The organism is Dorea chungnamensis (assembly GCF_039832125.1).
GTDB lineage: Bacteria > Bacillota > Clostridia > Lachnospirales > Lachnospiraceae > JAFBIX01.
In genome coordinates this window covers 26,260-52,544 of record NZ_JBDOHT010000001.1, presented here as the reverse complement: position 1 = coordinate 52,544, position 26,285 = coordinate 26,260, and the positions used below count along the sequence as shown (strand labels likewise).

Sequence of the window (26,285 nt, the reverse complement as noted above, 5' to 3'; positions counted from 1 at the left end):
CCTCTGGTCTTTTCTGATTATAAGTTTGCCCTGAAAAATGCTTCCATTGCTGCGCATGCCTCTTCTTCATCTGCGCCGTTAACTTCTACAGTGACTTCTTCGCCACATTTTACCCCCATGCCCATCAACATCATCAGTTTTCTGACATCGGCCTGCTTGTCTCCTTTTTTGATCATAATCTGTGATTCATATTTCTTTGCTTCTTTTACCAACATTCCTGCCGGTCTTGCATGGATTCCCACTTCATCTGTAATAACGTAATTAAATGTCTTCATAATTTTAATCTCCTTTTTGTTTTTATTCTTTCCTATTTATTATCAGAACTTTCTCGTTCATCACTTGTTACTCTTTCAATATGCATGGCCAGATATCCGATCTCCACTTCACTTAGATTACACTTCAGACTTTTTCCAACCCGCTCGCAGATAACCTTCGCTGTCCGGAAAGCCTGTGGAAACTTAATTCCCATGTAATCATTCATGTTCACCTTAAGCTGCTCTCCACTGATTGCCCTTGCAACCATATATCGTATATGATTCATCAGACGATTGTAAGACAGCGACATGACATCGATCGGCCTTCCAATCTCTTCTTCCACCAGCGAAATACATTCCCGGACTGCGCGCGCCATCTGCATAGCCTGCGACACTTTCTCATCTTCAATCGCCGAATGAATATGAAGTGCAATATAGCCCACCTCATCTTCATCGATCCGAAGATTCATTTTTCTTGCCAGGATCGGTGCAATACAGCTTGCAGCCTTGAATTCCATATGGAACAGAATTCGGATATCTTCTGTTAACGGATTGCTGATCTGCTCACCGTTTTTCATTCTCTTTATTGCAAACTCAATGTGGTCTGCCATGGGGAAAAGTATACTTCTGTCAATCTTGCCAAATATTTTCTCTGCCTCATCCAGAACCTCATTCGCAATCTCCAGACATTCCGGCGAGATCTCTTTCACCAGTTCACGGGCATCTCCACGATCTGTGGATGCCTGAAGAGAATAGATGGCATCTTCTTCTCTTACCTCCACTCTTTCACTCACCTTTTTTCCAAAACCGATTCCCTTGCCCATAATAAGATATTCTTGATGATTCTCGGTCTGAATTCCTATGATCGTGTTATGATTCAACACCTTTTTTATCCTGTACATACTTTTCCCCACTCACACTTTCTCTTTATTCGCAGAAGTCCACTGCAAAAAGCGGTTCACCCGCCTGAATTTCGCCTTCCTTCAACAGGCGGATCTTCTGATTTTCCTCCAGTTCCGTACAAAGTACCGGTGATGCCATAGATGGTGCATTTGCCTGCAGGTAATCCAGATCCATCTTAAGCATCGGCTCACCCTTTTTCACCTTTTGTCCGTTCTCGACTAACACTTCAAATCCATTTCCTTCTAATTTAACGGTATCAATTCCCATATGAATCAGAAGACCAATTCCAGAATCTGTCTGGAATCCAACCGCATGCTTCGTCTCGAACACAAAGCACACCTCTCCGTCTTCCGGTGCGCACACATATGCATCCTTCGGTGTCACAACCGCACCATCGCCCATCATTCTTCCGGCAAAAGCCTCATCCGGTGCCGTCCCTAGATCAGCCGCCACACCCGTTACCGGGCTGGAGATGGTGATCGTCTTCACAACTTTCTGTTCTTTTTCTTCATTCTGGTTCTCTATTACCGTCTCTTCCTGAACATCAGCCACATATTCTTCATCTGGTGCTGTCTCAAGATAATCTTCCAGATTAGACTTAATAACTGTAACTCTCGGTCCATAGATAATCTGTACTCCATTTCCTTTATGAACGACTCCAGATGCTCCTGTTGATTTCAAGAGTGCGTCATTCACCAGTTCCGCTTTATAGACCGTACAGCGAAGTCGGGTAGCACAACAGTCCACATCTGAGATATTTTTCTTGCCTCCAAGACCCTGACAGATTGTCTGTGACAATTCATCTACAGCAGTTCCTGTCGCTGAACCTTCCCCTTTCTTTCTTGCCTCCACATCACTTCTTCGATATAACTTCACTTCTTCACTGTCATCTCTTCCCGGTGTCTTCAGATCCAACTTTCGAATCAGGAAACCAAAGAGGAAGTAATATACAATAAAGTATCCAATTCCCACGATTACGATCCAGATCCAATTGGTCTTCGCGTTTCCCTGAAGAATACCGAACAAGAACATATCAATCAGTCCGCCCGAGAATGTCATCCCCACTCCAACATGAAAGACGTGCATCAACATATACGCAAGTCCTGCAAACACACAGTGAATTCCATACAAAAGAGGTGCTACAAACAAGAAAGTGAATTCCAATGGTTCTGTAATTCCTGTCAGCATGGATGTCAACGCTGCTGACAGCAGAAGGCCTCCTACTTCTTTGCGCTTCTCCGGTTTCGCTGTTTTGTACATTGCCAAAGCTGCTCCAGGAAGTCCGAAAATCATAAGTGGAAACTTACCAGACATAAATCTTGTCGCAGATACAGCAAAGTGCTCTACTGTAGGATCTGCAAGCTGTGCGAAGAAAATGTTCTGTGCACCTTCAATCGTCTGCCCTGCAACTTCCAATGTTCCGCCTAGTGCCGTCTGCCAGAACGGAAGATAGAACACATGGTGCAGACCGAATGGAATCAACAGACGCTCCATCAATCCGTAGACCCAGGTTCCAAAATAACCAGAATTCAATACCACATCACCGATTGCGTAGATGCCGCTCTGCACAACAGGCCATATAAAGTACATTGCGATACCAACTCCAGTGTACACCAAAGAACACACGATCGGAACAAATCTTGTCCCGCCGAAGAACGAAAGAACCTGCGGCAATTCAATCTTGTAATAACGATTGTGGAGAGCTGCCACTCCAAGTCCTACGAGCATACCTCCGAACACTCCCATCTGAAGAGATGTAATTCCACATACAGATGTTGTCGCTCCATTCAGCAAGGTCTCTGCTCCGCCGCCAATCTCAATCATCGCACCAATGGATGCATGCATGATGAAGAAAGCGATAACAGCCGCAAGAGCAGCAACTTCCTTCTCTTTCTTCGCCATACCAATCGCCACACCCATGGCAAATATAATCGGAAGATTCGTAAAAACAATATTTCCCGCATCCTTCATAACCAGAAAAATGGCGTTAAATACGGTTCCCTCACCCAGGATTCCGTCCAATCCATATGTTGCGAGCATCGTTGCGTTACTGAAGGAACCACCGATTCCCAGTAACAGTCCGGCTACAGGCAGGATAGCAATCGGGAGCATAAAGGATCTTCCCACGCGCTGCAGCACACCAAAAATTTTGTCTTTCATCTTTTTTCTCCTTTTCCTTTTTGCGTTCAGACATCTATGTACATCAGTAAGAGAGTAGATTCCATAAAAAATGGTATAAAAAAAGGCACTAACACACATAAATATCTTTTACATTTATGTATAGTTAATGCCTCGTTTTTCAAAAAAACAAGTAACATGCTATCACTGATTATTAAATTATCATTTGAAATTGGGTTTGTCAAGCCATTTTTCTGATTTTACAACACTTCTTCTAAAAAGACAAAAAGAGCCATTCCAATTGGAACAGCTCTTTGAAAAATCATCTTTTTGATTATTTAAGGTTAACTTCTGCACCCTCAGCTTCAAGTTTAGCTTTGATTTCTTCAGCTTCTGCCTTAGAAACAGCTTCTTTAACTACCTTCGGAGCTTCGTCAACTACTGCCTTAGCTTCTTTTAATCCAAGTCCTGTGATCTCACGAACAACTTTGATTACTTTAACCTTAGATGCGCCTGCAGATACTAACTCTACATCGAACTCATCTTTCTCTTCTGCTGCTGCAGCTTCTCCGCCTGCTGCTGCAACTACTACACCTGCTGCTGCAGAAACACCAAATTCTTCTTCACATGCTTTTACTAAGTCATTTAATTCTAATACTGATAATTCTTTGATTGCATCAATAAATTCAGCTGTTGTTAATTTTGCCATTTTATTTTCCTCCATTTTTGTTTTATTTTTTAATTAATGAAGTTCTTTTCGTTAATCTCAAAGAACAACTTCGCACTAAGTTCAATCTTAGCTGACACTCGATTTCACTAAGTTGCTTTCGGTCTACGCCTCTGTTGCCGGAGCTTCTTCAGCAGGAGCCTCTGCAGCTTCTTCTGCCGGAGCTGCTGCTACACAGTTCTCAGCGCCACCCTGCTCTGCGATCTGGTTAAGAACACGAGCAAGATTTGTAATAGGTGACTGTAAGCTTCCAAGTAACTTGGACAGTAACTCTTCTCTTGATGGGATCTTGGACAATTCTGTCAGTCCAGCTACATCGTATACTGTACCTTCAATCACACCTGCTTTTAATTCAAGGGCTTTTGCATCTTTTGCAAACTTGCAAAGGATTCTTGCCGGAGCTGTTGCATCATCTTTAGAAATTGCGATAGCGCTTGGTCCTTCCAAGTGTTCGTCTAAAGCTGCGAAATCAGTTCCTTCAAAAGCTCTCTTCATCATTGTGTTTTTACAAACTTTGTAGATGATTCCTGCTTCTCTTAACTGTTTACGCAGTTCTGTGTCCTGAGCAACAGTTAATCCGCGGTAGTCTACTAATACAACACTTGCTGCATCCTTGATGTCATCTGCAATAGCCTGTACGATTGGTTGTTTTAATTCAACTTTTGCCACGAATGGTGCACCTCCTTATATTATTTGTCCGACTGCTTATAAGGAATATTCAAAAGACACCCCTATGTCCAAAGACACAGAGGCGTTATAATTCACAAATTCGAATCTAACTTTCCTCGGCAGGCGATTGTAATACTTACGCTTTCGCACCTGCTGTCTTCGGCAGTCCTGTAATATGTTATCACTCAGTCCGTGATTTGTCAACTTGTTTTATATTATTTTTTTGTAATATATTTTTTTGTAATATATTTTTTTGTAACTCCTTGTTTTCATCCCAGTAGATTACGCAATACTTCTTCCTATCCCTTTTACTTCACTCTGCCTGTATCCGTCCAGAAATTCTCCCATACGTCTTACCGCATCTGAAAGTACATCTGCTTCCGGCAGCATTACGATTCTGAAGTGATCCGGATCATGCCAGTCAAATCCACTTCCCGGCACTAACAATATATTGGTCGCATGAAGAAGGTCACTCGCAAACTGCTTGTCATTTGTAATATGAAACTTCTTCACATCCAGTTTCGGAAAAATATAAAAGGCACTATTATTTTTTACAAAAGAGATACCATTAATCTTCCCCAATTCTCTTACAGTCGCCTCTCGCTGCTCATAAATCCTCCCTCCCGGTCTGACCATAGAAGCCGGAGTGTCCATATCATCAAGAGCCGCCGGTATTACAATCTGAGCAAGTGTGTTTGCACACAATCTCAAAGATGTAAGCTGAATGATTCCCTGTCTGTAGTCTTCTGTTAAATTTCTTGGTCCACTGATCACCATCCATCCACACCGGTAACCACATAAGCAATGAGATTTTGAAAGCCCATTCATAGTCACCACCGGAAGATCTTCTGCAAGAGAAGCAAGCGATATATGCTCAAGGCCATCCATAACCAATCTATCGTAAATCTCATCTGCAAAAAGAAGAATACCCTCTTCTCTTGCCACCTGTACAATCTCTTCCAACACTTCTTTCGGATATAGCATTCCTGTCGGATTATTTGGATTGATGATTACCATAGCCTTTGTCTTCGGGGTGATCTTAGATCGAATATCCGCAACATCCGGATACCAATTAGACTTTTCATCACAAACATAGAACACTGGTTTCCCTCCGGCCAAATATACCGAATTTCCCCAAATCGAATAACTCGGCGTCGGCACAAGAACTTCGTCACCGTCATTCAGCAATGGCATAAGCGCAAAGGAAACGACTTCACTGACACCATTTCCAATAAACACATCATCCGGTGTAATTCCTTTGATTCCTTTGGACTTCTCATATTCACAAATGGCTTCTCTTGCTTTTGGCATCCCTTTAAAATCACAATAGCCAACTCCTTCAGCCGTGTGTCTTTCCAAAGCCCTCTCAACACTCTCCGGCTGTTTAAATCCGAAAGTTGCAGGATTCCCTGTATTTAATTTTAATACATCAATTCCCCTGGCCTGCATATTCATCGCTTCTACAAACAACGGACCTCTGATATCCGAGTGAACCATTTCCATTCTTTTTGCTCTTAAAATCTCTTTCATATCCTTCCCCACCTTGTCAGAAAATGATTTCTTTATTTGCTTTTATCATACGACAGAGATATAATATAATCAAATACATATAATCATATAATAATTATATCATTTTATCTATAAGGAGGCCTCTATGTTTACATGGAAAGAATATGTATATGAAGTGTATCGTGAAAAGAGTTTTTCCAAAGCCGCACAGAATCTTTACATCAGCCAGCCATCATTAAGTGCTCGAATCAAAAAAGTAGAAGAGCGTGTTGGGTTTCCTCTGTTTGACAGGAGCACGAGTCCTTTGCAGCTTACCGAAATAGGACAAGTCTATATGGAAGCAGCGAAAGAGATTTTCCAGATTGAGCAACGTGTAGAAAACTACATCAACAATCTGTCCACGTTAAAAACCGGCAGCTTGTCTCTTGGTGCCAGCAACCTTTTTGCCGCATATGTCTTGCCACCACTGATCACAAATTTTAAACAGAAATTTCCCGATGTACGAATTCAGGTTACAGAAGGGAACACCACCCAGCTAGAAGCAATGTTGGGAAACAACTCTCTGGATTTCGTAATCGACAATTATCACTACGACAGCACACTATACAACCGGGAACTTTATTGCAGCGAAAACATCCTCCTTGCAGTGCCAAAGCATTTTTCCATTCATGAAAACCTGAAAAAATATCAACTTTCTTACGAAAGCATCAAAAACAAAAGCTACTTGAACGAGTCATATCCGGCCGTTCCTTTAAAAAACTTTTCTACATTGCCCTTTATCATGCTCGCCCCCGGTAACGACACCCGCATCCGCGGTGACCGGTTATGCAGAGAAGCCAGATTTCATCCTTACATCATCCTTGAACTCAATCAGCAGTCAACTGCCTATATGGCTGCATCCACTCAACTCGGAGCTACATTTATCAGTGATATTCTCGTTAGTCAGCTTCCGTCTTTTGAAAATCTTGTCTACTATAAACTTGATGGCGATGCCGCCAAACGACAGGTTTTTTTCTATTACAAAAATCATAAATACAAAACTCGGGCAATGGAAGAATTTCTTGTCATGATGCACGAAAGAAGAGAGCTTTTCTGATTGATTCAGCAAAAAGCTCTCTTCTCTTTACTACACATAAGTTTTCAGATTAATCGTCGTAAAGCATTCCCTCAAGTCCAAAGTCTTCTTCCAGATTCCATTCTCGCATCTCTTCTGCCCACGGAGGCTCGTACATGCCCTTCCTGCTAAAACACCATCCGGTCTTTTCCCGAAGTTCCAAGAGATACTCCGCATGTTTAAGTCCTGCAATCATCGAATCGCTTTAAATCCTTTTGGACTATTCGGGTCAAGTTCATTCCAATATTCTGTTCACAAAGAACATGTGAATTTGCTGCATATTCTTTTACTTTATACGGGCCACTTCCTGCATCATTTTCCAAAAGAAATGCTTTTCCATAATCTCCCTTGTCTCCGTAATCAGCTGATGCATAATTCTCTTCAACAAGTTTGCTGTCAAGAATATACAATCTGACAAGTGTTGCAAGAAGAGTTCCTGTTGCTTCCTTACATTCGATTTCAACTGTTGTATCATCAACTGCTTTTACTCCTTTAACAGTTGAACTGAAAAGATATCCAAATCCTTCTCCATATCTAGAAGTCTCTGTAATGTATACACAACATCATTTGCGGTCAAAGGATTTCCACTATGGAATTTGATATCATCTCTAAGTGTAAATGTCCATATTTTTCCATCGTCATCTACTGACCACTCTTTTGCACCCCATGGTCCAACACTTCCATCCTTCTGTAGCATTACAAGCAGATCATAAAGATTGATCAATACTGTCGCAGCACCCAGATCCGCTCCCACGCCCGGATCGATCTGCGGTGTTGCTGTCAGTGTATACCTCACATATCCATCTTCAACTCCCGCGGAAGCCTCAGAACCTGTTGAGCCGGATGATCCATCTTCTCCGCCCGAAGATGATTTTCCGCATCCTGCAAACAGCGTCACTACCATAGCTACACATAAAAGACTTGCAATAATTTTCTTCATACATTATCCTCCTTTATATTGTTTTTTTGTAATTATCAGAAAATAGTGTCGTCTTTTTCTGTTTTATTGTTTATTGACAATTTATTTTCCGATTGTCTTAATTTATCATCGATTATATCAGCTTTTTTACTTACAATAAAATTATAATTTGTAATTTATCTATTACTACAAATAATAGAAAAAGGAGCCATTATGCTAGACCCAAGATTATACACTTTCTTAACCCTTTGTCAGACAAAAAGTTTCACAAAAACAGCAGAAAAATTGCATATTACACAACCAGCAGTTTCCCATCATTTAAAATATCTGGAAGAGTATTACCGCACAAAACTTTATACCTATAACAACCGAAAGTTTCATCTGACCCCCTCGGGAAATACACTCTATCAATATGTCAATTCCGTACACTCTGATTCAGAACGCATTAAAGAACAGCTTTCTCTCCTATCCTCTTCGCCGAAAGAGCTGCGTCTTGGTGCGGAGCAAGCTGCCGGCGAATCTTTTCTACCATATTTAATTATTGCCTTTATGAAAAATATCCTGACTATAAAATCAGAATTGTCACTGACTATTACGACGAACTATCCAGAATGTTGAACGAAGGTGAACTAGATTTCTTTTTAATGGACGGAATCATATCAAAAACCGGGCACGATTATTATGAGCTGTGCAGCAGCACAATCTGCGTCTGCTCCCCCGAACACCCGCTCGCGGAAAAACACGTATCTATAGATGATATATATGATAATACGCTTATTTTAGGTGCTGATAAAACACCTTCGCGCCGACGGTTAGAAACAATTTTCAGAGACAATCATATATCAACAATGCTTTTTGCTAACCTTATTGAAATCAGCAACAGTCTGACTATTGTAAAACAACTTCTTCTTCAAAATATCGGCATCTCTTTTTTATTTAAAAGCGGTGTTGCAAGAGAACTAAAAAATGGAACTCTGCAGCAAATCTATATCGATAATTACTACGAGTTCCATACTTATAATCTTATTTCTCTGCATAACAGCTATTTTCACGCAGAGCATGCAGACTTTATTAAATTTTGTCAGGAATTTCTGAAACAATGGGATTCTGACATTTAGCCTTCCGTGCAAGTTGTTGTCCCAGTGCGAAGGCCTTTTCACAATCTTTCGGGAAAAGTTCTTGTTTTATCAGGAACTTTTCCCGTTCCGGAAACCGCTCTGCTTTATATAAACTATAATCATCAAATTGATATGTATCATAACAATACAAAATTTCAGGTTTTGTAAAAACAATCTCTGTATATTCTTCCATTGCTGATAGCTTTATGGGATAATTCATTTTTTTCATTTTTTCTTCTGTAGCATTCATGGTATAAATAAATGCTGTCGGCATTTTACGCGGTGCTATGGAGCAGCACTCCTTTCCATATACCAAATAAGGATATAATAAACGTTCCATAAAACTTCTAAGCTGTCCCGGAATGTCATGAAAATATACCGGAGAACCGATCACAATACCATCAGCTTTTGACAATTCATATAGAAGTTCCGAAATATCATCCTTTTTCGCACATTTTCCATATGACTTTCCGTTCATTCTTTTACAAGCATAACAACTGATACAACCTGTATAGTTGTAATCATAAACGTATAGTTTCTTTACTTTTGCATCCGGTATGATATCCATAATTCCATTTAAAACAAAATCCAAAAGTTGATCTGTATTATGTTTTTTTCTTGGGCTCCCACAGAGTGCATAAAACATGTCATGATTCCCCCTTTTTTCTTTTTTCACAAAGATTTACAAGAGATTCCCCTCGGAAGCCCAAAAACACTGCTTAATCATCAGATACTCCTGAAGAAGATTATATTTCTATTTTCTTCATTTCTTCCAGAAATTCCCGAATATAATCCACCGCAAGATCAAGTGCTGCCTGTCCAAGCTCTGCCGAAGAATCTTTGGGATCAAAGGGTCCAAACCATCCACTCGGCGCGATTTCTTTTGTATCTCGCACAAGTCTGACTGTACCACCTTTAAAATTCACAGCCTGAATATATGCAGCTTTCATCTCGCTTGTCGGATTTTGCGCATTAATCGGCTTACCAAGTTCCAAATGTACTGATTCTGGATCTATCGCCATCATGGCAGACGTCTCCAAAACATCTCCGTGTCCTCCCTGAAATCTATCATCAAGCTGTGCTACCAAACTCCACCAGTCTACACTAGCACATACACCACCTTTATGGTACACCTCAAGTGCCGCCCTATCAATCGAAGGAGTATTTCCGCCATGTCCATTGAGAACTACAAATCTTCGTACACCATGTTGCATCAATGAGTCCATTATTCCATGAAGCACAAGATATAAGCCCTCATATCCAATATTAATACTACCTTCAAAGCTCAAATGATACGGGCATACGCCATAAGGAACAGTCGGTGCTACGATCACATTGTCCACATCTTCAATATGATCTGCCAAATATGACGGAACCATATAGTCAGTTCCAAGTGCGCTCTGTGTCCCATGCTGTTCTGTGCTTCCAACCGGAATCACAATAATTGGATCATTTTTGAATGCTTCTTTCGCCTGAGCTGTCGTCATCTTTCCAAGATACATATCATTTCCTCCTTCTTGTCTTCGCTTTTATTTTTTTTGAAAAATTGCGAAATGACGTTCAATTGTCTCCTGCGGCGGTGCCTGAGTCATATTACTAACAATAACCATAGTAATTGCTCCCAGAATTGTTGACGGGAATAATGCATGGAACCCAAACGCCATCGCCTTCACAGACGGAATCAATGTAAAGCACAAAAGAGCAACTACTCCTACTACAACCGCCGCAATTGCACCCTTTGCTGTTGATTTTTTCCAATACATTCCAAACAAAATCGGCACTACAAACACTGCCATTCCAGAAAACGCAAATAGATTAATTTCAAAAATGCTTCCCGGCTGAAATACTCCAAAACAAATTACGATGATACCGATAAGTACTGTTACAACTTTTGATAACTTCATGACGCTTTCATCTGTCGCTTTCTTATTAATAAGCTTCTGATAAATATCTCTTGTTACCGCACCAGTTGTAGTAACCAAAATACCATCAATTGTAGACATACCTGCCGCAACAATTCCAGAAATAAAAATCGACGCAAGGAATGGATTCAGTCCTCTTTGAAGAATCATCGGAACAATCTGATCTGCCTTCTCAATATTCTGGATCGATGCTATTCCATTTACACCAGCCCACTCAATCAAAGTTGCTGACAAAAACATACCGCCTGTACCCAGGAGAACTGCCTTAAACATTGTTTTGTGATCTTTCATAGCGAAGAATTTCGTAAACAAATGTGGTTGTCCCATAGTAAAGAATGACCACAGTACAATGTTAGAAACATAATATGTCCACGGCATATAACCATTTGCACCTGGGAATGTCAAATAAGCCTCATTCATATTCTGCAATGTATGATTAATGTTTTCAAAGCCGCCTCCCATCACTATTGACACAACAAACGTAACAATTGCGGTTCCTATCATAAGAGAACCTTGAATGACATCTGTCATCATCGCTCCTTTCATTCCACCTGCCATACAATATAATATAACAATTATACCCATTCCTACAACTCCTGCCCACTCAGGAAGTCCAGTAAATACATGAACAATAACTCCTGCTCCAATGATCTGCGCTCCCATCATAGGAATCAGGAAGAACAACATCATAACTCCCAACACTCCACTCATACTTTTTGAATGATAACGGTCAGTCAGATAATCAGCCATTGTGAGAAATCCATATTCGTGTCCAAGAGTAATCAATTTTCGTCCAATCAAAACAGCAGGTAAAATCATACAAAATACTGCACCCGGTACAGAAATTGCCATTCCTGCATATCCCACTCCATAAATTGTTCCAGGAGTTCCAAGGAATGTTCCCATAGAAAACTGAGTTGAAAAATATGCAATACCGCTGACAATCACACCAGCTTTTCCGCTAAGCACAAAGAAGTCTCCAAGACTGCTTGTCTTACGACTTGCATACCATCCGATAAATGCCATGATTCCAAGATAAATCACCAGTACAGAATAAAACGGTATTGGTGATGGCTGAATCGCTCCATTCATATTTATTTTTCCTCCTTTTTCTCTTTTTCATCTTCATCGTAAACATGGTATTCTTTTCTCTTCATACACATGCGAAAATATACAATGATCAACGTAAATGTAACAGCTGTATGTGCAAACCATCCGAAAAGATAACTCGGAATGCCTCCCACAAACGGTATATACGTCTCACTGTAGAAAAACGGGAACGGAATCATAATCAGGAAAAACATAAACAAAAAGATAATCAGCCATGTCCGTTCAAAATATTCATCAAATAGTTTCTTCATAGGTATTTCTCTCCTCCTTTACTTTCGAAGTAAATTTCTGTACAATAATCACAAAAATACTTCATAAAATTTGTCACGTTTCTTTTTATGTAAAGCATACACTTTACTTTGTATTTTTTATTATACATGTTATAATGATTTTGTAAAGCTATTACTTATTTTTTATGATTATATTTAAAATTTTTATGTTTTCAAACATTAAAGAAAGGAGAGAAAATGGATATTTTAGAACGAATCGAACAATTATATCCCAGCTTAACTCGAAAACAAAAATATATCGCTGACTATTTAAAAGCCAATCCAGAAGAAATCAGCTATATAACACTTGCACAGTTAAGCCATCAGACATCTACATCTGAACTTACACTTCTCAGATTCTGCCACAAGATAGGATGCAATACTTTTTTAGAATTAAAAGAACAATTTCGCGATTATACGCAAAAAATGATTAAACTTACCTCTACACCTACTTTTTTCACTCCTAACATCGCCTCTGGAGAAGCTTCCGAGCGCGCTGCACTGCTTCGTGAAATCTGTAGTGCAGAAGCATCTGCTTTTTCCGATTTCTTTTCAAAACTTTCACTTGCTCCAATCATTGCAATGTCAGATGAAATCAGAAAAAGTAATCGAATATTTATTTTTGCTCATGATATTTCAAAAGTATTGGGGGAGTTTCTGGAATCAAGGTTACGCATTTTATATTTTAACGCAACCCTCATTGATCTATCTGATTTGGACGAAACACAACTGATATTAAAACAACTTTCAGAGGGCGATCTGGTTATTTTCTTTTCATTTCCAAGATATTATTTCCCAATCGGAAATATTTCCAAAAAAGCTTCTGATTCCGGAGTTCCGGTATTAACCATAACCGACAGCGAGTCTTCTCCGGCAACCAAGCACAGTACGCACCTTTTGATTTGTCCTACTTCTACAGAATTATTTTATAACTCGTTGACATTACCCATGGCAGCACTGAATCTGTTGGCATCCTGTCTTGTCATAGATAGTGTAGCCCCTTCAGAGCGTCAAGATTTTATCGACACTTTGTCTTCTTAGAGGTTGCCTATGTGTGAATTATTTGGAATCACTTCGGCCGAAAGCCATGAAATTAATAACGATTTAAAAGAGTTTTTTTCCCACAGCAACGCCCATCCTCATGGGTGGGGACTTGCCTGCCTGGAAGCAAATAATGTTCAGATAGAAAAAGAACCGATTCAAGCAAGTAAAAGCAATCATTTGCGTGAAAGACTTTCTACTCCGATAATAGCAAAAACTGCGCTTGCACACATCCGCTATGCTACAATTGGAAACATCGACTATAATAATTGCCATCCTTTTATTGCCAAAGATCAGCAGGGCAGAACATGGACTTTAATTCACAACGGCACAATTTTTAATGGTAAACCACTAAACAAATATGCAGATTTTCAAAATGGAGATACAGACAGCGAAAGGATTTTGCTTTATTTGGTTGATCAGATTAACCAGGCAGAGAGTAGAAAAAAACAGAAAATGACGAAAAAAGAACGATTTAACCTTCTGGATTTTGCGATTGCCAAAATATCCAAAGGAAACAAACTGAATTTGATAGTATATGACGGAGAGTTGCTATATGTACATACAAATTACAAAAATTCTTTATATGAACTAAAAAAAGAAAAACAGGTCCTCTTTTCAACAGTTCCGTTAGGAAAAGAAGCATGGCAACCAGTTACATTCACAACTCTGCTTGCATATCAAAAAGGCAAGAAACTCTTCATCGGAACGAATCACGGTGAAGAGTATAAAAACAGCACACACAATATACAATCTTTATAGGAGGTAGCTATTATGGAAATAGGCGGATTTTTCCCTTATGAACCGACCCTTGAAACTGAAAACAATTATATCTCTCGCACATGTCCTGATGCCGGCGACGTGGCTCATCTTATGTCCGGACGTTGTTCCATCTATTATTGTTTGCAAGACATCATGTTGACCGACAAAAAACGTGTGGCATATCTTCCCGCCTACGATTGCGAAACAGTCATCGGATGCTTTGTAAAAGCAGGATACAAGATCTATTACTATGATTTTGACAATAATCTCGTCCCACAATTTGATGAATCCCTAATCCCCAAAATCAGTTTCTTACTCATATGTGGGTACTATGGATATTCAACTTTTGACACGGAATTTGTAAAGAAATGCAAAAAGAGCGGCGTCACAATTATGCAAGACACGACTCATACCGCATTTTCACCAATTGGAGCCTGTAAAGATGCCGACTATATTTCTGTAAGTCTACGGAAATGGATGGGCGTCATCTCAGGTGGCCTGGCAATTAAAAGAACCGGTAAGTTTCATGTTTCACCTATCCCACCAAACCAAACACAGTTATCCATTAGAGACAAAGCTTTAAAATGCAGAGCAGAATACGAAAAAACAGGTAATGAATCGCTAAACCGAGAGAGTGACGAAGCTTTCTGGGAAGCCGAATTCATGCTACGCAAAATATTTGATATGCAAGCCGGGGACAACGAATCACTAAAAACCATTCAACACTATCCGTTGGACAATTCAATCCACAAAAGGCGAGCGAATTACAATTATCTTCTGGAACATTTGCCATATAATCCTTCTGTACGTCCTGTCTTTCCAGAGCTTCCGGATGATGTGTGTCCTATGTTCTTTCCTCTTTTCGCAGATAATCGTAATTCTTTGATTGACCATTTGAAAAAAAATCAAATTGTACCAAAAGTATATTGGCCTGTCCCTCCATTTATTGATATCGAAAAATATCCCGGAGCACAATACATATACAATCATATAATGTCCATCAGTTGTGATCAGAGATTTTCAATTGAAGATATGCAAAAAATCGTAGACGTTTTTAAGAAATACAATTAATCATCATAAAAGGGAGAAGCATCACCACAGCTTCTCCCTTTTATAACTAAGTATCTCCTATTCGTATGTCCCATTCCGAATCAGTTTTTTCTCTTTCATAAAGATTTTCCCTTTTGCAATGTATGTGCTCAAAGTCATATCTTTTTCGAGCAAAAGCAGGTCTGCATCCGAACCTTCTTTCACCACTCCTTTTTCAGGCAACAAATTGAGTGCTTCTGCCACCTGACTGGTCATATATGGTAACGCCTTCTCAAGAGGCATTCCCAGCTCTTTAACCATAAAAGTCAACTCATTATATAACGCATCCACTTTGGACACACCGATTTTCAGAAGAGTTCCATCCTGGGCATATTCCGACCAGCTTCCATGCCCATCCGAACTTATTGTAATATGTTCCGTCGAAAGTCCTCTCTCAACAGCTTTCACAATACATTCACCAGGAGCAAAATGCTCATTGATTGCGCATGTCAGATCAATATAACCGCCTTTTTCAAGAAATCTATATGCCTCTTCCAAGAGATTTTCATTTCTATTAACATGTGTCGGTCTAAAAATACGTATTGGAACAGAACTATCTGAAAGCGCGCGAAAAACTGGTTTTAACCCGCACTCGGCATCTCCCATATGCAGCACCACAATTCCCGGCTTTCCACTCAGCATGCCTGCAACTCTTGCCTTACTCGCTATCTGAATTAACTCATCTTCCGTAACATTCGGCGCACGATGATCAGAAACAGCTAATTTTACCCCCAATACTTCTTTTATAAAAACTATATCTTTATCAATCTCTCCTGTAATTGTCGGCGATGGATATCCATATGCGCCCGTTAGCATATATGCACTCACCCCTTCTTCGGTAAGAGCTGCCGCTTTTGCGTATAAATTTTCTACACTTCTTGTAAGGCCATCGGTTCCCAGAAGCCCAATTACAGTTGTAATTCCGCCTTTTATCATTTCTGACAGATTGAGTTCCGGCGTTCTTGTATGAAAACTCCCTTCACCCCCACCACCAGTAATATGAACATGCTGATCAATCAAACCAGGTGTTAATATCTTATTTTCTCCGTCAATAATCTCACACCATCCGGGTAAATCCTCAATTGAATCCTTGATGCATTCGATTTTCTCACCACATATCAGAACATCTTTTTTCCCCATATACTCCGGAGTATAAATCTCTGCATTTCTTATTAATATCATACGATTAAACCTCTTCTTTTTCAGAAATCTATTTTCATGTTGAACGATTTTCAATGATTTGTCAACATCTTTTTTCACCAATAACAAACAGAGGCAGGAATATACATTCCTGCCTCTGCATAATTTTATATTATCTCTACAATCAAATTAAACAAGCTTCATTGGGTTAACTTTTACGCTCGGTCCCATTGTAGAAGTAAGAACCACGCTCTTTAAGAACTGGCCTTTTACTGCTGCAGGTCTTGCTTTGTTGATTGCATCGATCAGCGTCTGGAAGTTGTCCGCAAGTTGTTCTTCAGTAAATGAAGCTTTTCCTAATGGCACATGGATAATGTTTGTCTTGTCAAGTCTGTACTCAATCTTACCAGCTTTGATCTCCTGGATTGCTTTGGTAACATCCATTGTTACTGTACCAGCTTTTGGGTTTGGCATAAGACCTTTTGGTCCAAGTACACGACCGATACGTCCTACAACACCCATCATATCTGGTGTAGCAACAACAACGTCGAATTCAAACCAGTTTTCTTTCTGGATCTTCTCGATCAGTTCCATTCCTCCAACGTAATCTGCTCCAGCTGCTTTAGCTTCTTCAGCTTTTGCATCCTTTGCGAATACTAAGATACGAACTTTTTTACCTGTTCCGTGTGGCAGTACAACTGCTCCACGAATCTGCTGGTCAGCGTGACGTCCGTCACATCCGGTTCTGATATGAGCTTCGATAGTCTCATCGAATTTTGCTACTGCAGTCTTTTTAACTAATGCCACTGCATCTGCAACATCATAGAGAGTTCCTCTGTCAATTGCTTTTGCAGCTTCAACATATTTCTTTCCTCTTTTCATCTAAATAACCTCCTTGTGGTAATGTCGGGATAACCCTCCCACGATTCTTGTTTACACGTTTATTCAGTAACTTTAACACCCATACTGCGGCATGTTCCTTCGATCATGCTCATAGCACTCTCGATTGTTGCTGCATTTAAGTCTGGCATCTTTGTCTCTGCGATCTGTCTTACCTGTTCCTTTGTGATCGTAGCTACTTTTGTCTTGTTCGGAACGCCTGAACCAGATTTGATGTTGCAGGCTTTCTTAATCAAAACAGCTGCCGGTGGTGTCTTTGTGATGAAGCTGAAGCTTCTGTCATTGTAAACTGTGATAACAACAGGAATAATCAAATCTCCCTGATCTGCAGTTCTTGCATTAAACTGCTTTGTAAATTCAACGATATTTACACCGTGCTGACCAAGTGCTGGACCAACCGGTGGTGCCGGTGTAGCTTTTCCGGCAGGAATCTGTAATTTAATATAACCTGTTACTTTTTTTGCCATTTTAATTACCTCCTTGTGGTACTCCCGGGAATCTTTGTCCCTCCCACTTTTTTGTTTTACTTATTCCACAGTGCCAGCTCGATTGCGCTGCGCTTCATCTCGCTGAGGGCTGTCGCCCTATACGGTTTTCATTATATGTCTGTCGGTGAGCGAGCTCCCCTGCAGCCAATAATGTAACCCGTGCACTGCTTATAGCAGTTACATCTTTTTAACTTCTGCGAAACTTATTTCAACCGGTGTTTCACGGCCGAATAATTCAACATTGATGGTAAGGCTCTGCTTCTGCATGTTCATAGACTGGATAACTCCAACTGTATCTGCCCATGCACCGGCAATTACCTGAACAGTATCGCCCTCTTCAAAATCTACGACAATATTCTCTTCCCTGATTCCCAGCGATGCCATCTCTGCATCCGTAAGCGGAACCGGCTTAGATCCCGGTCCTACGAACCCAGTTACACCTCTTGTGTTGCGGACAACATACCATGTATCATCGTTCATGATCATGTGAATCAGAACATAGCCTGGAAACATCTTCTTCTGCGTCGCCTTCTGGACACCATTCTTCATCTCAACGACATCCTGCATTGGCACCTGAACTTCCAGAATCTGATCTTCCAGATGTCTGTTTTCAATTGTCTTATCAATGTTGGCTTTTACTTTGTTCTCATACCCAGAATAAGTATGAACTACATACCATTTTGCCTCTGACATAAACTCACCTTTCTTGCGTGCAGATTATCAGTTATCTTACTAATAAATCCACTCCGTACTGGGCAATAAAATCAATGATCGCAATGATCGCACCCAGAACTACGGTTACAGAAACAACTGCTGCCGTCTGCTTTGCTACTGTCATCTTATCTGGCCAAATGATTTTCTTAAATTCTCTGCTAAGACCTTTGAACCAGCTTTTCTTCTGCGTCTTATCGCTCATGACACCCACTCCTTTGCAGCGACTATTTTGTTTCTTTGTGCAATGTGTGTGACTTGCAGAACTTACAGTACTTCTTAGTCTCCATGCGTTCCGGATGAGCTTTCTTATCCTTCGTCATGTTGTAGTTACGCTGTTTGCATTCTGTACATTCCAATGTGATTCTTGTACGCACAACTTCCACCTCGCTTTGTTTGTCTAAATTAACTTGTTACTTGGTAGCTTGCGAGGCTACCCTAATTTTAGGCATAAAAAAAAGACCTACTTCCATTCGCTAGGATAGTGTACCATACCACAAGCCAAAAAGCAAGTCCTTTTTCTATATTTAACCCTTTAACGTACTGATCATATGCCAGATTGCCATCCCCGGATGATACAGAAGCATTCGCGGTCCCGAGAAGCGCATGACCTTTCGAATCTCTTCTTGCATCTTTGGCTGATAGCAATGAACCTTGCACTGATTGCAGAAAGTCTTCGTCTCCATGAATGGGCAGCGATCCACCCGCATCCTTGCATAGCGTCGTAATTCTTCACATGCACTGCATAATCCATTCTCCTTGTGCAGATGCCGATGATTCTTTCGGCAATATATGGCAATCATCTGATCTATAACTTGTTTTTCTTTTTCTCGTTTTTGCTGACTATTCTTTGCTGACATCTTATCCTTTATGCCCCTTCCCTGATCGTGCGGATGCATGTAAAGAAATAGATATATTTGAATAGAATCAAAAACAGGATGAATCCTCTGCCATAGACATTCTGCATCGCCGCAAATGCCAGCAAAAGCATTGCAGATGCCGGGAAAAGTATCCCCAGCTTGGTCTTAAGTGTCATCGCTCTGTTTCTTACAAAGCTGTCCAGATGGTTCTGATATAATTTGGTTCCTACGAACCATTCATGAAGTCTTTTCGATCCCTTTGCCAGGCAAAAGGAAGCAAGCAATAAAAACGGCGTGGTCGGAAGCACCGGAAGTGCAACACCTACTGCTCCTATCCCCAGAAATACCACACCTGCTGCCATCCAGATTATTTTTATTGGATTTTTCATCATCTCTTTTTCATCACTTCTCTCCTTGCATATTATTGATAATTAGTTATCGCTAACTCGTGTGTAAAAAAATATTTGCACAAAAATATCCCCCAGGGTAGTTAGTTGTTTCTAACTTCCCAGAGGATATCAAATTTTAATTATCCTGTCAATATAAATACCCGTTTCTTTACTGGATAATATTCTCAATAACTTTCTATTAATTTTTTCCACTCAATAACTTGTCAATACTTACCAGTTTTACACCAAGAACAAAGATCTCTGCTGCCACTGCCAGTTCCTCAACCGTCGGGAAAGATGGTGCAATACGGATATTGCTGTCTTTTGGATCCTTTCCGTATGGATACGTTGCACCGGCACCTGTCATGACAAGCCCTGCTTCCTTCACCTTTGCAACGATTGCTTTTGCACAGCCTTCCATCGCATCAAAGGAGATAAAGTATCCGCCAAGTGGTTTCGTCCATGTACCAATCTCGAGTCCGCCAAGTTCTTTTTCCAGAACTTCTTCTACTTTCTCAAACTTCGGGCGAAGGATATCCGCATGCTTACGCATATGTGCATACATACCCGGCATATCTTTGAAAAAGCGTACATGGCGCAGCTGATTCAGCTTATCATGCCCGATCGTCTGGAACTTCATATATTGTTTTGCGTCTTCAATATTTGCCTCAGAAGCTGCCAGTGCGGCGATTCCGGATCCTGGGAATGACACCTTGGAAGTGGAGATGAACTTCAGAACCATGTCCGGGTTACCTGCCTTAATACATTCATTTAACAGTTCAAGGATCACATCTCTCTTATCATCGTAAAGATGATGAATGGAATATGCATTGTCCCAGAAAATACGAAAATCCTCTGCAGCCGGCTTCAATCTTGCAAATCTTCTTACCGTCTCATCGGAATAGGATATTCCAGTTGGATTCGCATACTTCGGTACACACCAGATTCCTTTGATGGAATCATCCTCAGCTACTAATTTCTCCACCATATCCATATCCGGTCCGGTCTCCAGAAGCGGAATATTGATCATCTCAATTCCGAAGAATTCTGTAATTGCGAAGTGGCGGTCATATCCTGGTACTGGACACAGGAATTTTACATGGTCTAACTTGCACCATGGAGTACTTCCCATAATACCATGTGTCATAGCACGTGATACGGTATCGAACATAACATTCAGACTTGAATTACCATAGATAAGAATATTTCTCTCCGGCACCTCAGACATGTCTGCCAATAATTTTCTTGCATCACTGATTCCGCAGAGAACTCCATAATTTCTGCAGTCTACGCCATCAGAACTTACCAGATCTGATTCACTGGTCAAAACGTCCATCATTCCGATGCTCAGATCAAGCTGTGCTTTTGACGGTTTGCCTCGAGACATATCTAACTTCAGGCCCTTGCCCTTTATATCTTCAAACTGCTGCTCCAGATCACTTTTTAATGCTAATAACTCTTCTTTACTCAACTGACTATATGGTGTCATCGGGGTTCCCTCCTGTATCTTCATTCATTCGTAGCGTCACTATCTGCTATTTTACGTATATATTGAAAAAATGTCAATATATACTTGCATTTTTATTGTATTTACATTGTTAAAAAGCTGACTTTTTCGTTTTGATATGCAATTTTTTGTTCGAAATCTTGCAAATTCTCATTATTATTCTTCCCGGTATTTCGAACAAATATTGTATTTTACCAGGGGCTAAGTTTTGTTATACTTTATCTATACTTATTTTTTATATAAAGAGGGATTTTTATGAAACCTTATCAAAGATTTTTACAATATGCAACAATACAAACAGCAAGTGATTCTACTCAAAAAAGATGTCCTTCTACTAACTCACAATTTACATTAGCCAATCTATTAGTCGAAGAAATGCATGGTCTTGGAATCAATAATGCAAGAGTAACTGAACATTGCTTTGTATACGCATCTTTACCAGCAACACCTGGTTACGAAGAGAAACCAAAGTTAGGATTTTTAGCTCATCTAGATACAGTTTCTGACTTTTGTGAACATCAGATTAACCCTGTCATTCACCCAAACTACCAAGGGCAGGATCTCCCTCTCGGCAACAGTTACCGTACTTTGAAGGTGGAAGAATATCCCCATCTTTCTCTTTATAAAGGACAGGATTTAATAACATCCGACGGGACTACAATTCTAGGCGCTGATGATAAAGCCGGCATTGCTGAAATCATCACAATGGCAGAATGCGTCCTGACATCAGGAATTCCTCACGGAACTATCTGCATTGCATTCACACCTGATGAAGAAATGTATAACGAAGTGCACTATTTTGATTTTGAAGAATTCGGTGCTGATTATGCATTTACACTTGACGGTGAAAGGGAAGGAGAAATTCAATACGAGACTTTCTATGCTTGCCAGGCAGATTTTACCATTCATGGATGTTCCACCCACCCCGGCAGCGCAAAAAACACGATGGTAAACGCCAGCCTTATAGCAATCGAGATTAACAACATGTTGCCGCAAAATGAGACTCCAAGAGACACAGAATTGTATGAAGGCTATTATCATTTAACAAACATAAGCGGAGATTCCGAACATTCTGAGCTTCATTATAGTATCAGAGATCATAACCAGAAACATTTTGAGGAAAGGAAGACAATACTTCGCCAAATCACAAATGCATTAAACAAAAAATGGAGCCCCAATACCATCTCATTGACTCTGACCGATACTCACAAAAACATGGCGGAAGTCATCCAGCACCACATGCATTTAATCCAAAATTCCAGCCAGGCATGCATAAACGCCGGAATAGAACCTAAGGTTATTCCGCTTCGAGGTGTAACGGATGGTTGCTGGCTTAGTTTTCACGGTCTCCCATGCCCCAATATCGGGACAGGCGGTCATGCTTTCCACACTCCTTTCGAACACATAACCATAGAAAGTATGGAAAAAGTAACCAAGATGTTAGTTGAGCTCATAAAATTATATTCTCGATAATGAATCACCAAATGCCAGAATGACCTCTTAATCATTCTGGCATTTTGCTACTGTAATAATTCCAAAAACTTACGAGTTCTGTCATTTTGAGGATTCGCAAATATCTGTTCTGGCTTTCCTTCTTCTATAATAACTCCGTCATCCATAAACAAGATTCTGTCTGCTACTTCCCGAGCAAAGCGCATTTCATGAGTAACGATCAACATGGTACGTTCATGCTCACGAGCCAATTTCTTAATAATATCCAGAATCCCGGTCACCAGTTCCGGGTCCAATGATGAAGTCGGCTCATCAAGTAATATTACTTTTGGATTTACAGCCATGGCTCTGGCAATACCTACCCTCTGTTGCTGACCTCCCGACAAACGTGATGGATACTCGTCAATTTTATCAAGCAATTCTACCTGCTTTAAATATTCCAGTGCTTTCTGTCTAGCTTCTTCTTTTTTCATCTTTTGCACAGAAGTCATTGGAAGCATTACATTTTCAAGCACTGTTTTATTTTTAAATACATTATAGTTTTGGAATACCATAGAGGTTTTCATACGTAATTTTTTAATTTCTTTTTCTGTGCATTTCTGAACATCCACACGAACATTATCAATTTCGACAATCCCCTTTTCCGGACGTTCAATAAAATTAACACAACGAAGAAATGTAGACTTTCCCATCCCGGAAGGTCCAATAATTGCAACTACTTCTCCCTTTTGGGCCTGAAAATCAATTCCTTTTAACACATGGAGTTCACCAAAACTTTTGTGAAGATTTTCTATTTTAATCATTCCAATTCCCCACTTTTCAGTTTTTCATACATATCTGGCCTGACATATTCTTTTCCTAATTTACCATAATGAAGGTTATCATCTACCGGCACTCCTAATTCATCTGGAGAAACCAACCTTGCCCGTATTGCGTCTTTTTGGTTCGGATAATCTATATAATTCATTGTCTGTATGATTCCTTCTGTTAATGGTTCAAATTGTTGAATTGGAAGGCCAACTCCGATTTCATCATCTCCCCATGCACACATTCTTCTTGTTCCTGCACAAAGTACTGAGAAATTCAAGTCATTTTTTTCAAATGGTCCTGCAGTCAGATCTGCACATACTCCTTGGTTTCCCGCCATGTATAAATGCTTCGGTATGCCCCATTTATACGTATATCCCTGCACAACACGCATGAGTTGATATGCATTTACCATTAGCATGACAACATCTGCATCTTCAAGCTCATCTAGTGGTCCAATTTCTATTCCATATATTTTCTGTTTAATCCTTGAAATATCACGTGTCACATCTTTTGCAACAGCCCTGCTTTCATACAGATTTAAACTATAATATCGCTGTCCGGATTCCACTCCTTCCATCTCATCCGCAAGTCCCAACGCCTCTATCGCACAGCGACATGCAAAATGTCCCAGATTTGCCTTAAAATGATTTCCATCCATCGCATGCTTCACCATCATACAATAACTGGTCTTTCTCCCATATTCATTGATTTCAAGATTATGGTATTCATGTTCAAAATAAAGGAATTTAACTCCTACAATACAGCGTTTCAATCCTAACGCTTTATTCATTCTATTCACATCTCTATTTTTCATATTTCACCTACAAATATCTACATATTTTTGATTCTATGTATTTTAACAGCTTATCAATCAGGACCAAAATGATCCAATAAACAACACCTACAGAAATATACGCTTCGAAAAAATTCAATGACGAAGCTGCTAATATCTTTGCCTGCGCTAAAATGTCCACAACACCTATCGTGAATCCAATGGCTGTATTTTTGATCATCATAATAAAGGAATTCCCGAGAGATGGAAATGCCGCAACAAACGCCTGTGGAAGAATAATCTCTTTATACACATTGATTGGACTTAACCCTATAGACAATGCAGCCTCTCTCTGTCCTCTATCAACAGCCAGAAGTCCACCTCGTATTACCTCTGCAATAAAAGCTGCAGAATTCATGGCGATTGTTATAACAAGAGCCGTCGCACCTACTACATTTCTCATTGCCGGAATAATCTGCGGCAGTCCAAAATAAAAGATAAACAGCTGCGTAATATATGGTGTCGAACGGAAATAAGATATATATAATCCGGCAATTTTTCTTATGATCACATTCTTCGATGTATAACATATCTCCAGAATCAGCCCCAATACAAAGGCAATTGCAAAAGCAATACAGCCAAGCCATAATGTATAGGGGATTTTAAGAATCAATTTAGGGATAATAGAAAAGAAAAACTTTACATCAAATTTCATTTTTACTCCTTAGGAAACAAAGGGCAGCCAGTATGTATCTGACTGCCTTCTTCATCTATATTATTCTGTTATTTCTTCTTGTGTAATATCACGTTTGAAGTATTTCTCAGATAATTCTGACAATGTGCCATCTTCTTTCATTTCTTTAATAGCACTATTTACAGCTTCAAGCTTGTCCTGATCACAATCTTTTGCAAATGGAAAAGCATTTTTATCGATCAGAATCGGATCTCCTATTAATTTGAAATTATATTCTCCTTTTTCATTAATCTGATCAAAGGATAATACAGTAATCGGGAATGCATCATAATGTCCACTTGCCAGTTCATCATAAATATTTCCTTCTGTTGTAACAAGTTCAATCTGCTTATCCTCAGGGTAACCAGCATTTATTTCAGTTAAAACATCCTCTAAAACAGTACCAAATTCAATACATACTTTTCTTCCCTGAAGATCTTCCACAGATTCCGCCGGATCATCTCCGCGAACTGCCATTTTAATTGCATTATACCCATATATTTCACTAAAAATATACTTTTTCTCACGTTCCTCTGTTACAGATACCTGACCCATCATAGTGTCATATTTTCCGCTATCGATTCCTTCAAACATTGTAGACATGTCCCCAACAACTTCGTATTCCATCTCATAGCCGGATCTTTTGCCAATTTCTTCCATAATGTCATACTCAAATCCTGTCAGATTACCGTCATCATCCGCATAAACAACCGGAAAGAATGCATTGGTTGTAGCAACAGTGATCACTTTGTCTTCTTCCGTATCTGCAGCCTCTTCTTTTTGACTGTCATCTGATTTTCCCCCACATCCTACGAGTATTCCTGCGCACATTGTGATACACAAAAGAACACTGATTAACTTTTTCTTCATACTTTTTCCTCCATATACCAAATAATAATGTTAGATATAGAATAGCATTATCTTATCTTTTTATCCAATCGATTATCTGTATATAAAGGACGCACTTATTGTAAAAATCAATACAACATAAACTGATCC

Annotated in this window: 33 protein-coding genes and 1 other annotated feature; of the genes, 7 read left to right on the top strand and 26 right to left on the bottom strand. The window is 39.9% G+C overall.

Annotation, left to right across the window (positions count from 1 at the left end):
* Nucleotides 1-17: 17 nt before the first annotated feature.
* The 6 genes from ABE613_RS00300 to ABE613_RS00275 form a co-directional block, all read right to left on the bottom strand.
* On the bottom strand, nucleotides 18-275 hold the full coding sequence (locus tag ABE613_RS00300; protein ID WP_235231586.1) for an HPr family phosphocarrier protein: 258 nt from the start codon (nucleotides 273-275) through the stop codon (nucleotides 18-20).
* A gap of 32 nt (nucleotides 276-307) precedes the next feature.
* Nucleotides 308-1,156, bottom strand: a complete 849-nt coding sequence (locus ABE613_RS00295) for a PRD domain-containing protein (protein WP_347375315.1) — start codon at nucleotides 1,154-1,156, stop codon at nucleotides 308-310.
* Nucleotides 1,157-1,181: 25 nt separating this feature from the next.
* Complete coding sequence (locus ABE613_RS00290) at nucleotides 1,182-3,317, bottom strand: PTS sugar transporter subunit IIABC (protein WP_347375314.1); 2,136 nt, start codon at nucleotides 3,315-3,317, stop codon at nucleotides 1,182-1,184.
* A 292-nt stretch (nucleotides 3,318-3,609) separates the two neighbouring features.
* Entirely contained in the window at nucleotides 3,610-3,984 is a 375-nt protein-coding gene (gene rplL / locus ABE613_RS00285) for a 50S ribosomal protein L7/L12 (RefSeq protein WP_235231583.1), read from the bottom strand.
* 123 nt (nucleotides 3,985-4,107) lie between these two features.
* A complete protein-coding gene (rplJ, locus tag ABE613_RS00280) occupies nucleotides 4,108-4,671 on the bottom strand; it encodes a 50S ribosomal protein L10 (protein ID WP_347375313.1) in 564 nt (187 codons plus the stop codon).
* 44 nt (nucleotides 4,672-4,715) lie between these two features.
* Nucleotides 4,716-4,852 (bottom strand) — a sequence feature (ribosomal protein L10 leader region).
* 101 nt (nucleotides 4,853-4,953) lie between these two features.
* Nucleotides 4,954-6,201, bottom strand: a complete 1,248-nt coding sequence (locus ABE613_RS00275) for an aminotransferase class I/II-fold pyridoxal phosphate-dependent enzyme (RefSeq protein ID WP_347375312.1) — start codon at nucleotides 6,199-6,201, stop codon at nucleotides 4,954-4,956.
* 124 nt (nucleotides 6,202-6,325) lie between these two features.
* Between ABE613_RS00275 and ABE613_RS00270 the strand changes: the two genes are divergently transcribed.
* On the top strand, nucleotides 6,326-7,276 hold the full coding sequence (locus ABE613_RS00270; protein WP_347375311.1) for a LysR family transcriptional regulator: 951 nt from the start codon (nucleotides 6,326-6,328) through the stop codon (nucleotides 7,274-7,276).
* 49 nt (nucleotides 7,277-7,325) lie between these two features.
* Here ABE613_RS00270 and ABE613_RS00265 read toward each other — a convergent pair whose 3' ends face one another.
* The 3 genes from ABE613_RS00265 to ABE613_RS00260 are packed head-to-tail and all read right to left on the bottom strand — an operon-like array spanning nucleotide 7,326 to nucleotide 8,234.
* Entirely contained in the window at nucleotides 7,326-7,490 is a 165-nt protein-coding gene (locus ABE613_RS00265; RefSeq protein WP_347375310.1) for a hypothetical protein, read from the bottom strand.
* Nucleotides 7,474-7,752, bottom strand: a complete 279-nt coding sequence (locus ABE613_RS15115; protein WP_510182341.1) for a hypothetical protein — start codon at nucleotides 7,750-7,752, stop codon at nucleotides 7,474-7,476. Before ABE613_RS15115 ends, ABE613_RS00265 begins: the two co-directional genes overlap by 17 nt.
* A 26-nt stretch (nucleotides 7,753-7,778) precedes the next feature.
* Nucleotides 7,779-8,234 (bottom strand): ABC transporter substrate-binding protein, encoded by a 456-nt coding sequence (locus tag ABE613_RS00260; RefSeq protein WP_347375309.1) that lies wholly within the window; start codon nucleotides 8,232-8,234, stop codon nucleotides 7,779-7,781.
* 192 nt (nucleotides 8,235-8,426) lie between these two features.
* Between ABE613_RS00260 and ABE613_RS00255 the strand changes: the two genes are divergently transcribed.
* Together ABE613_RS00255 and ABE613_RS00250 are read left to right on the top strand one after the other, a co-directional pair.
* Entirely contained in the window at nucleotides 8,427-8,831 is a 405-nt protein-coding gene (locus ABE613_RS00255; protein ID WP_347375308.1) for a LysR family transcriptional regulator, read from the top strand.
* A complete protein-coding gene (locus tag ABE613_RS00250; RefSeq protein ID WP_347375462.1) occupies nucleotides 8,732-9,331 on the top strand; it encodes a substrate-binding domain-containing protein in 600 nt (199 codons plus the stop codon). Before ABE613_RS00255 ends, ABE613_RS00250 begins: the two co-directional genes overlap by 100 nt.
* Here the strand turns inward: ABE613_RS00250 and ABE613_RS00245 are convergent.
* The 4 genes from ABE613_RS00245 to ABE613_RS00230 all read right to left on the bottom strand — a co-directional run bounded on the left by ABE613_RS00245 (nucleotide 9,285) and on the right by ABE613_RS00230 (nucleotide 12,614).
* Nucleotides 9,285-9,977, bottom strand: coding sequence for a flavodoxin family protein (locus ABE613_RS00245; RefSeq protein WP_347375307.1), 693 nt, complete (start codon nucleotides 9,975-9,977; stop codon nucleotides 9,285-9,287). The two genes, ABE613_RS00250 and ABE613_RS00245, sit on opposite strands and share 47 nt — an antisense overlap.
* Before the next feature lie 100 nt (nucleotides 9,978-10,077).
* Nucleotides 10,078-10,833 carry a creatininase family protein gene (locus ABE613_RS00240; RefSeq protein WP_347375306.1) on the bottom strand — a complete coding sequence of 252 codons (756 nt, stop codon included), beginning with the start codon at nucleotides 10,831-10,833 and terminating at the stop codon, nucleotides 10,078-10,080.
* 27 nt (nucleotides 10,834-10,860) lie between these two features.
* Nucleotides 10,861-12,345, bottom strand: a complete 1,485-nt coding sequence (locus tag ABE613_RS00235; protein WP_347375305.1) for a sodium/pantothenate symporter — start codon at nucleotides 12,343-12,345, stop codon at nucleotides 10,861-10,863.
* A 2-nt stretch (nucleotides 12,346-12,347) separates the two neighbouring features.
* Nucleotides 12,348-12,614 (bottom strand): hypothetical protein, encoded by a 267-nt coding sequence (locus ABE613_RS00230; RefSeq protein WP_347375304.1) that lies wholly within the window; start codon nucleotides 12,612-12,614, stop codon nucleotides 12,348-12,350.
* 216 nt (nucleotides 12,615-12,830) lie between these two features.
* Here ABE613_RS00230 and ABE613_RS00225 point away from each other — a divergent pair, with 216 nt between their 5' ends.
* From ABE613_RS00225 to ABE613_RS00215, 3 genes are read left to right on the top strand one after another with little or no spacing between them, the layout of a single operon-like run.
* A complete protein-coding gene (locus tag ABE613_RS00225) occupies nucleotides 12,831-13,673 on the top strand; it encodes a MurR/RpiR family transcriptional regulator (RefSeq protein WP_235418088.1) in 843 nt (280 codons plus the stop codon).
* Between the two features lie 9 nt (nucleotides 13,674-13,682).
* Nucleotides 13,683-14,435, top strand: coding sequence for a class II glutamine amidotransferase (locus tag ABE613_RS00220; RefSeq protein ID WP_347375303.1), 753 nt, complete (start codon nucleotides 13,683-13,685; stop codon nucleotides 14,433-14,435).
* A gap of 12 nt (nucleotides 14,436-14,447) precedes the next feature.
* Nucleotides 14,448-15,506: an aspartate aminotransferase family protein gene (locus ABE613_RS00215; RefSeq protein WP_347375302.1), complete on the top strand. Its 1,059-nt coding sequence runs from the start codon at nucleotides 14,448-14,450 to the stop codon at nucleotides 15,504-15,506.
* A gap of 57 nt (nucleotides 15,507-15,563) precedes the next feature.
* Here ABE613_RS00215 and iadA read toward each other — a convergent pair whose 3' ends face one another.
* The 9 genes from iadA to ABE613_RS00170 all read right to left on the bottom strand — a co-directional run bounded on the left by iadA (nucleotide 15,564) and on the right by ABE613_RS00170 (nucleotide 21,501).
* Nucleotides 15,564-16,706 (bottom strand): beta-aspartyl-peptidase, encoded by a 1,143-nt coding sequence (gene iadA, locus ABE613_RS00210; protein WP_347375301.1) that lies wholly within the window; start codon nucleotides 16,704-16,706, stop codon nucleotides 15,564-15,566.
* A 147-nt stretch (nucleotides 16,707-16,853) separates the two neighbouring features.
* Nucleotides 16,854-17,546, bottom strand: a complete 693-nt coding sequence (gene rplA / locus ABE613_RS00205; protein ID WP_347375300.1) for a 50S ribosomal protein L1 — start codon at nucleotides 17,544-17,546, stop codon at nucleotides 16,854-16,856.
* A 59-nt stretch (nucleotides 17,547-17,605) separates the two neighbouring features.
* Nucleotides 17,606-18,031, bottom strand: a complete 426-nt coding sequence (gene rplK / locus ABE613_RS00200; protein ID WP_235231578.1) for a 50S ribosomal protein L11 — start codon at nucleotides 18,029-18,031, stop codon at nucleotides 17,606-17,608.
* 198 nt (nucleotides 18,032-18,229) lie between these two features.
* On the bottom strand, nucleotides 18,230-18,745 hold the full coding sequence (gene nusG / locus ABE613_RS00195) for a transcription termination/antitermination protein NusG (protein WP_235231577.1): 516 nt from the start codon (nucleotides 18,743-18,745) through the stop codon (nucleotides 18,230-18,232).
* Between the two features lie 31 nt (nucleotides 18,746-18,776).
* Nucleotides 18,777-18,968 carry a preprotein translocase subunit SecE gene (secE, locus tag ABE613_RS00190; RefSeq protein WP_235231576.1) on the bottom strand — a complete coding sequence of 64 codons (192 nt, stop codon included), beginning with the start codon at nucleotides 18,966-18,968 and terminating at the stop codon, nucleotides 18,777-18,779.
* A 22-nt stretch (nucleotides 18,969-18,990) separates the two neighbouring features.
* Complete coding sequence (gene rpmG, locus ABE613_RS00185) at nucleotides 18,991-19,140, bottom strand: 50S ribosomal protein L33 (RefSeq protein WP_083262913.1); 150 nt, start codon at nucleotides 19,138-19,140, stop codon at nucleotides 18,991-18,993.
* A 150-nt stretch (nucleotides 19,141-19,290) separates the two neighbouring features.
* Nucleotides 19,291-19,623, bottom strand: coding sequence for a nitrous oxide-stimulated promoter family protein (locus tag ABE613_RS00180; RefSeq protein ID WP_235231575.1), 333 nt, complete (start codon nucleotides 19,621-19,623; stop codon nucleotides 19,291-19,293).
* Between the two features lie 8 nt (nucleotides 19,624-19,631).
* Nucleotides 19,632-20,015, bottom strand: a complete 384-nt coding sequence (locus ABE613_RS00175; RefSeq protein ID WP_347375299.1) for a YbaN family protein — start codon at nucleotides 20,013-20,015, stop codon at nucleotides 19,632-19,634.
* A 196-nt stretch (nucleotides 20,016-20,211) separates the two neighbouring features.
* Complete coding sequence (locus ABE613_RS00170; protein WP_235231573.1) at nucleotides 20,212-21,501, bottom strand: aspartate aminotransferase type Ic; 1,290 nt, start codon at nucleotides 21,499-21,501, stop codon at nucleotides 20,212-20,214.
* A 273-nt stretch (nucleotides 21,502-21,774) separates the two neighbouring features.
* Between ABE613_RS00170 and pepT the strand changes: the two genes are divergently transcribed.
* Nucleotides 21,775-22,992: a peptidase T gene (gene pepT / locus ABE613_RS00165; RefSeq protein ID WP_347375298.1), complete on the top strand. Its 1,218-nt coding sequence runs from the start codon at nucleotides 21,775-21,777 to the stop codon at nucleotides 22,990-22,992.
* 47 nt (nucleotides 22,993-23,039) lie between these two features.
* On the opposite strand, the gene ABE613_RS00160 is transcribed toward pepT, so the two are convergent.
* The 4 genes from ABE613_RS00160 to ABE613_RS00145 are packed head-to-tail and all read right to left on the bottom strand — an operon-like array spanning nucleotide 23,040 to nucleotide 26,156.
* Complete coding sequence (locus tag ABE613_RS00160; protein WP_347375297.1) at nucleotides 23,040-23,774, bottom strand: amino acid ABC transporter ATP-binding protein; 735 nt, start codon at nucleotides 23,772-23,774, stop codon at nucleotides 23,040-23,042.
* Nucleotides 23,771-24,595: a DUF169 domain-containing protein gene (locus ABE613_RS00155; protein WP_347375296.1), complete on the bottom strand. Its 825-nt coding sequence runs from the start codon at nucleotides 24,593-24,595 to the stop codon at nucleotides 23,771-23,773. Before ABE613_RS00155 ends, ABE613_RS00160 begins: the two co-directional genes overlap by 4 nt.
* Nucleotides 24,596-24,602: 7 nt before the next feature.
* Nucleotides 24,603-25,268: an amino acid ABC transporter permease gene (locus ABE613_RS00150; protein WP_347375295.1), complete on the bottom strand. Its 666-nt coding sequence runs from the start codon at nucleotides 25,266-25,268 to the stop codon at nucleotides 24,603-24,605.
* A gap of 60 nt (nucleotides 25,269-25,328) precedes the next feature.
* Nucleotides 25,329-26,156 carry a transporter substrate-binding domain-containing protein gene (locus tag ABE613_RS00145; RefSeq protein ID WP_347375294.1) on the bottom strand — a complete coding sequence of 276 codons (828 nt, stop codon included), beginning with the start codon at nucleotides 26,154-26,156 and terminating at the stop codon, nucleotides 25,329-25,331.
* Nucleotides 26,157-26,285: the final 129 nt, after the last annotated feature.

Excerpts from the sequence above, each read along its gene's own strand:
- ABE613_RS00300 (WP_235231586.1), bottom strand. The coding sequence starts at position 275 with ATGAAGACATTTAATTACGTTATTACAGATGAAGTGGGAATCCATGCA.
- ABE613_RS00295 (WP_347375315.1), bottom strand. The coding sequence starts at position 1,156 with ATGTACAGGATAAAAAAGGTGTTGAATCATAACACGATCATAGGAATT.
- ABE613_RS00290 (WP_347375314.1), bottom strand. The coding sequence starts at position 3,317 with ATGAAAGACAAAATTTTTGGTGTGCTGCAGCGCGTGGGAAGATCCTTT.
- rplL (WP_235231583.1), bottom strand. The coding sequence starts at position 3,984 with ATGGCAAAATTAACAACAGCTGAATTTATTGATGCAATCAAAGAATTA.
- ABE613_RS00275 (WP_347375312.1), bottom strand. The coding sequence starts at position 6,201 with ATGAAAGAGATTTTAAGAGCAAAAAGAATGGAAATGGTTCACTCGGAT.
- ABE613_RS00270 (WP_347375311.1), top strand. The coding sequence starts at position 6,326 with ATGTTTACATGGAAAGAATATGTATATGAAGTGTATCGTGAAAAGAGT.
- ABE613_RS00265 (WP_347375310.1), bottom strand. The coding sequence starts at position 7,490 with ATGATTGCAGGACTTAAACATGCGGAGTATCTCTTGGAACTTCGGGAA.
- ABE613_RS00260 (WP_347375309.1), bottom strand. The coding sequence starts at position 8,234 with ATGAAGAAAATTATTGCAAGTCTTTTATGTGTAGCTATGGTAGTGACG.
- ABE613_RS00255 (WP_347375308.1), top strand. The coding sequence starts at position 8,427 with ATGCTAGACCCAAGATTATACACTTTCTTAACCCTTTGTCAGACAAAA.
- ABE613_RS00245 (WP_347375307.1), bottom strand. The coding sequence starts at position 9,977 with ATGTTTTATGCACTCTGTGGGAGCCCAAGAAAAAAACATAATACAGAT.
- ABE613_RS00240 (WP_347375306.1), bottom strand. The coding sequence starts at position 10,833 with ATGTATCTTGGAAAGATGACGACAGCTCAGGCGAAAGAAGCATTCAAA.
- ABE613_RS00235 (WP_347375305.1), bottom strand. The coding sequence starts at position 12,345 with ATGAATGGAGCGATTCAGCCATCACCAATACCGTTTTATTCTGTACTG.
- ABE613_RS00230 (WP_347375304.1), bottom strand. The coding sequence starts at position 12,614 with ATGAAGAAACTATTTGATGAATATTTTGAACGGACATGGCTGATTATC.
- ABE613_RS00225 (WP_235418088.1), top strand. The coding sequence starts at position 12,831 with ATGGATATTTTAGAACGAATCGAACAATTATATCCCAGCTTAACTCGA.
- ABE613_RS00220 (WP_347375303.1), top strand. The coding sequence starts at position 13,683 with ATGTGTGAATTATTTGGAATCACTTCGGCCGAAAGCCATGAAATTAAT.
- ABE613_RS00215 (WP_347375302.1), top strand. The coding sequence starts at position 14,448 with ATGGAAATAGGCGGATTTTTCCCTTATGAACCGACCCTTGAAACTGAA.
- iadA (WP_347375301.1), bottom strand. The coding sequence starts at position 16,706 with ATGATATTAATAAGAAATGCAGAGATTTATACTCCGGAGTATATGGGG.
- rplA (WP_347375300.1), bottom strand. The coding sequence starts at position 17,546 with ATGAAAAGAGGAAAGAAATATGTTGAAGCTGCAAAAGCAATTGACAGA.
- rplK (WP_235231578.1), bottom strand. The coding sequence starts at position 18,031 with ATGGCAAAAAAAGTAACAGGTTATATTAAATTACAGATTCCTGCCGGA.
- nusG (WP_235231577.1), bottom strand. The coding sequence starts at position 18,745 with ATGTCAGAGGCAAAATGGTATGTAGTTCATACTTATTCTGGGTATGAG.
- secE (WP_235231576.1), bottom strand. The coding sequence starts at position 18,968 with ATGAGCGATAAGACGCAGAAGAAAAGCTGGTTCAAAGGTCTTAGCAGA.
- ABE613_RS00180 (WP_235231575.1), bottom strand. The coding sequence starts at position 19,623 with ATGTCAGCAAAGAATAGTCAGCAAAAACGAGAAAAAGAAAAACAAGTT.
- ABE613_RS00175 (WP_347375299.1), bottom strand. The coding sequence starts at position 20,015 with ATGATGAAAAATCCAATAAAAATAATCTGGATGGCAGCAGGTGTGGTA.
- ABE613_RS00170 (WP_235231573.1), bottom strand. The coding sequence starts at position 21,501 with ATGACACCATATAGTCAGTTGAGTAAAGAAGAGTTATTAGCATTAAAA.
- pepT (WP_347375298.1), top strand. The coding sequence starts at position 21,775 with ATGAAACCTTATCAAAGATTTTTACAATATGCAACAATACAAACAGCA.
- ABE613_RS00160 (WP_347375297.1), bottom strand. The coding sequence starts at position 23,774 with ATGATTAAAATAGAAAATCTTCACAAAAGTTTTGGTGAACTCCATGTG.
- ABE613_RS00155 (WP_347375296.1), bottom strand. The coding sequence starts at position 24,595 with ATGAAAAATAGAGATGTGAATAGAATGAATAAAGCGTTAGGATTGAAA.
- ABE613_RS00150 (WP_347375295.1), bottom strand. The coding sequence starts at position 25,268 with ATGAAATTTGATGTAAAGTTTTTCTTTTCTATTATCCCTAAATTGATT.
- ABE613_RS00145 (WP_347375294.1), bottom strand. The coding sequence starts at position 26,156 with ATGAAGAAAAAGTTAATCAGTGTTCTTTTGTGTATCACAATGTGCGCA.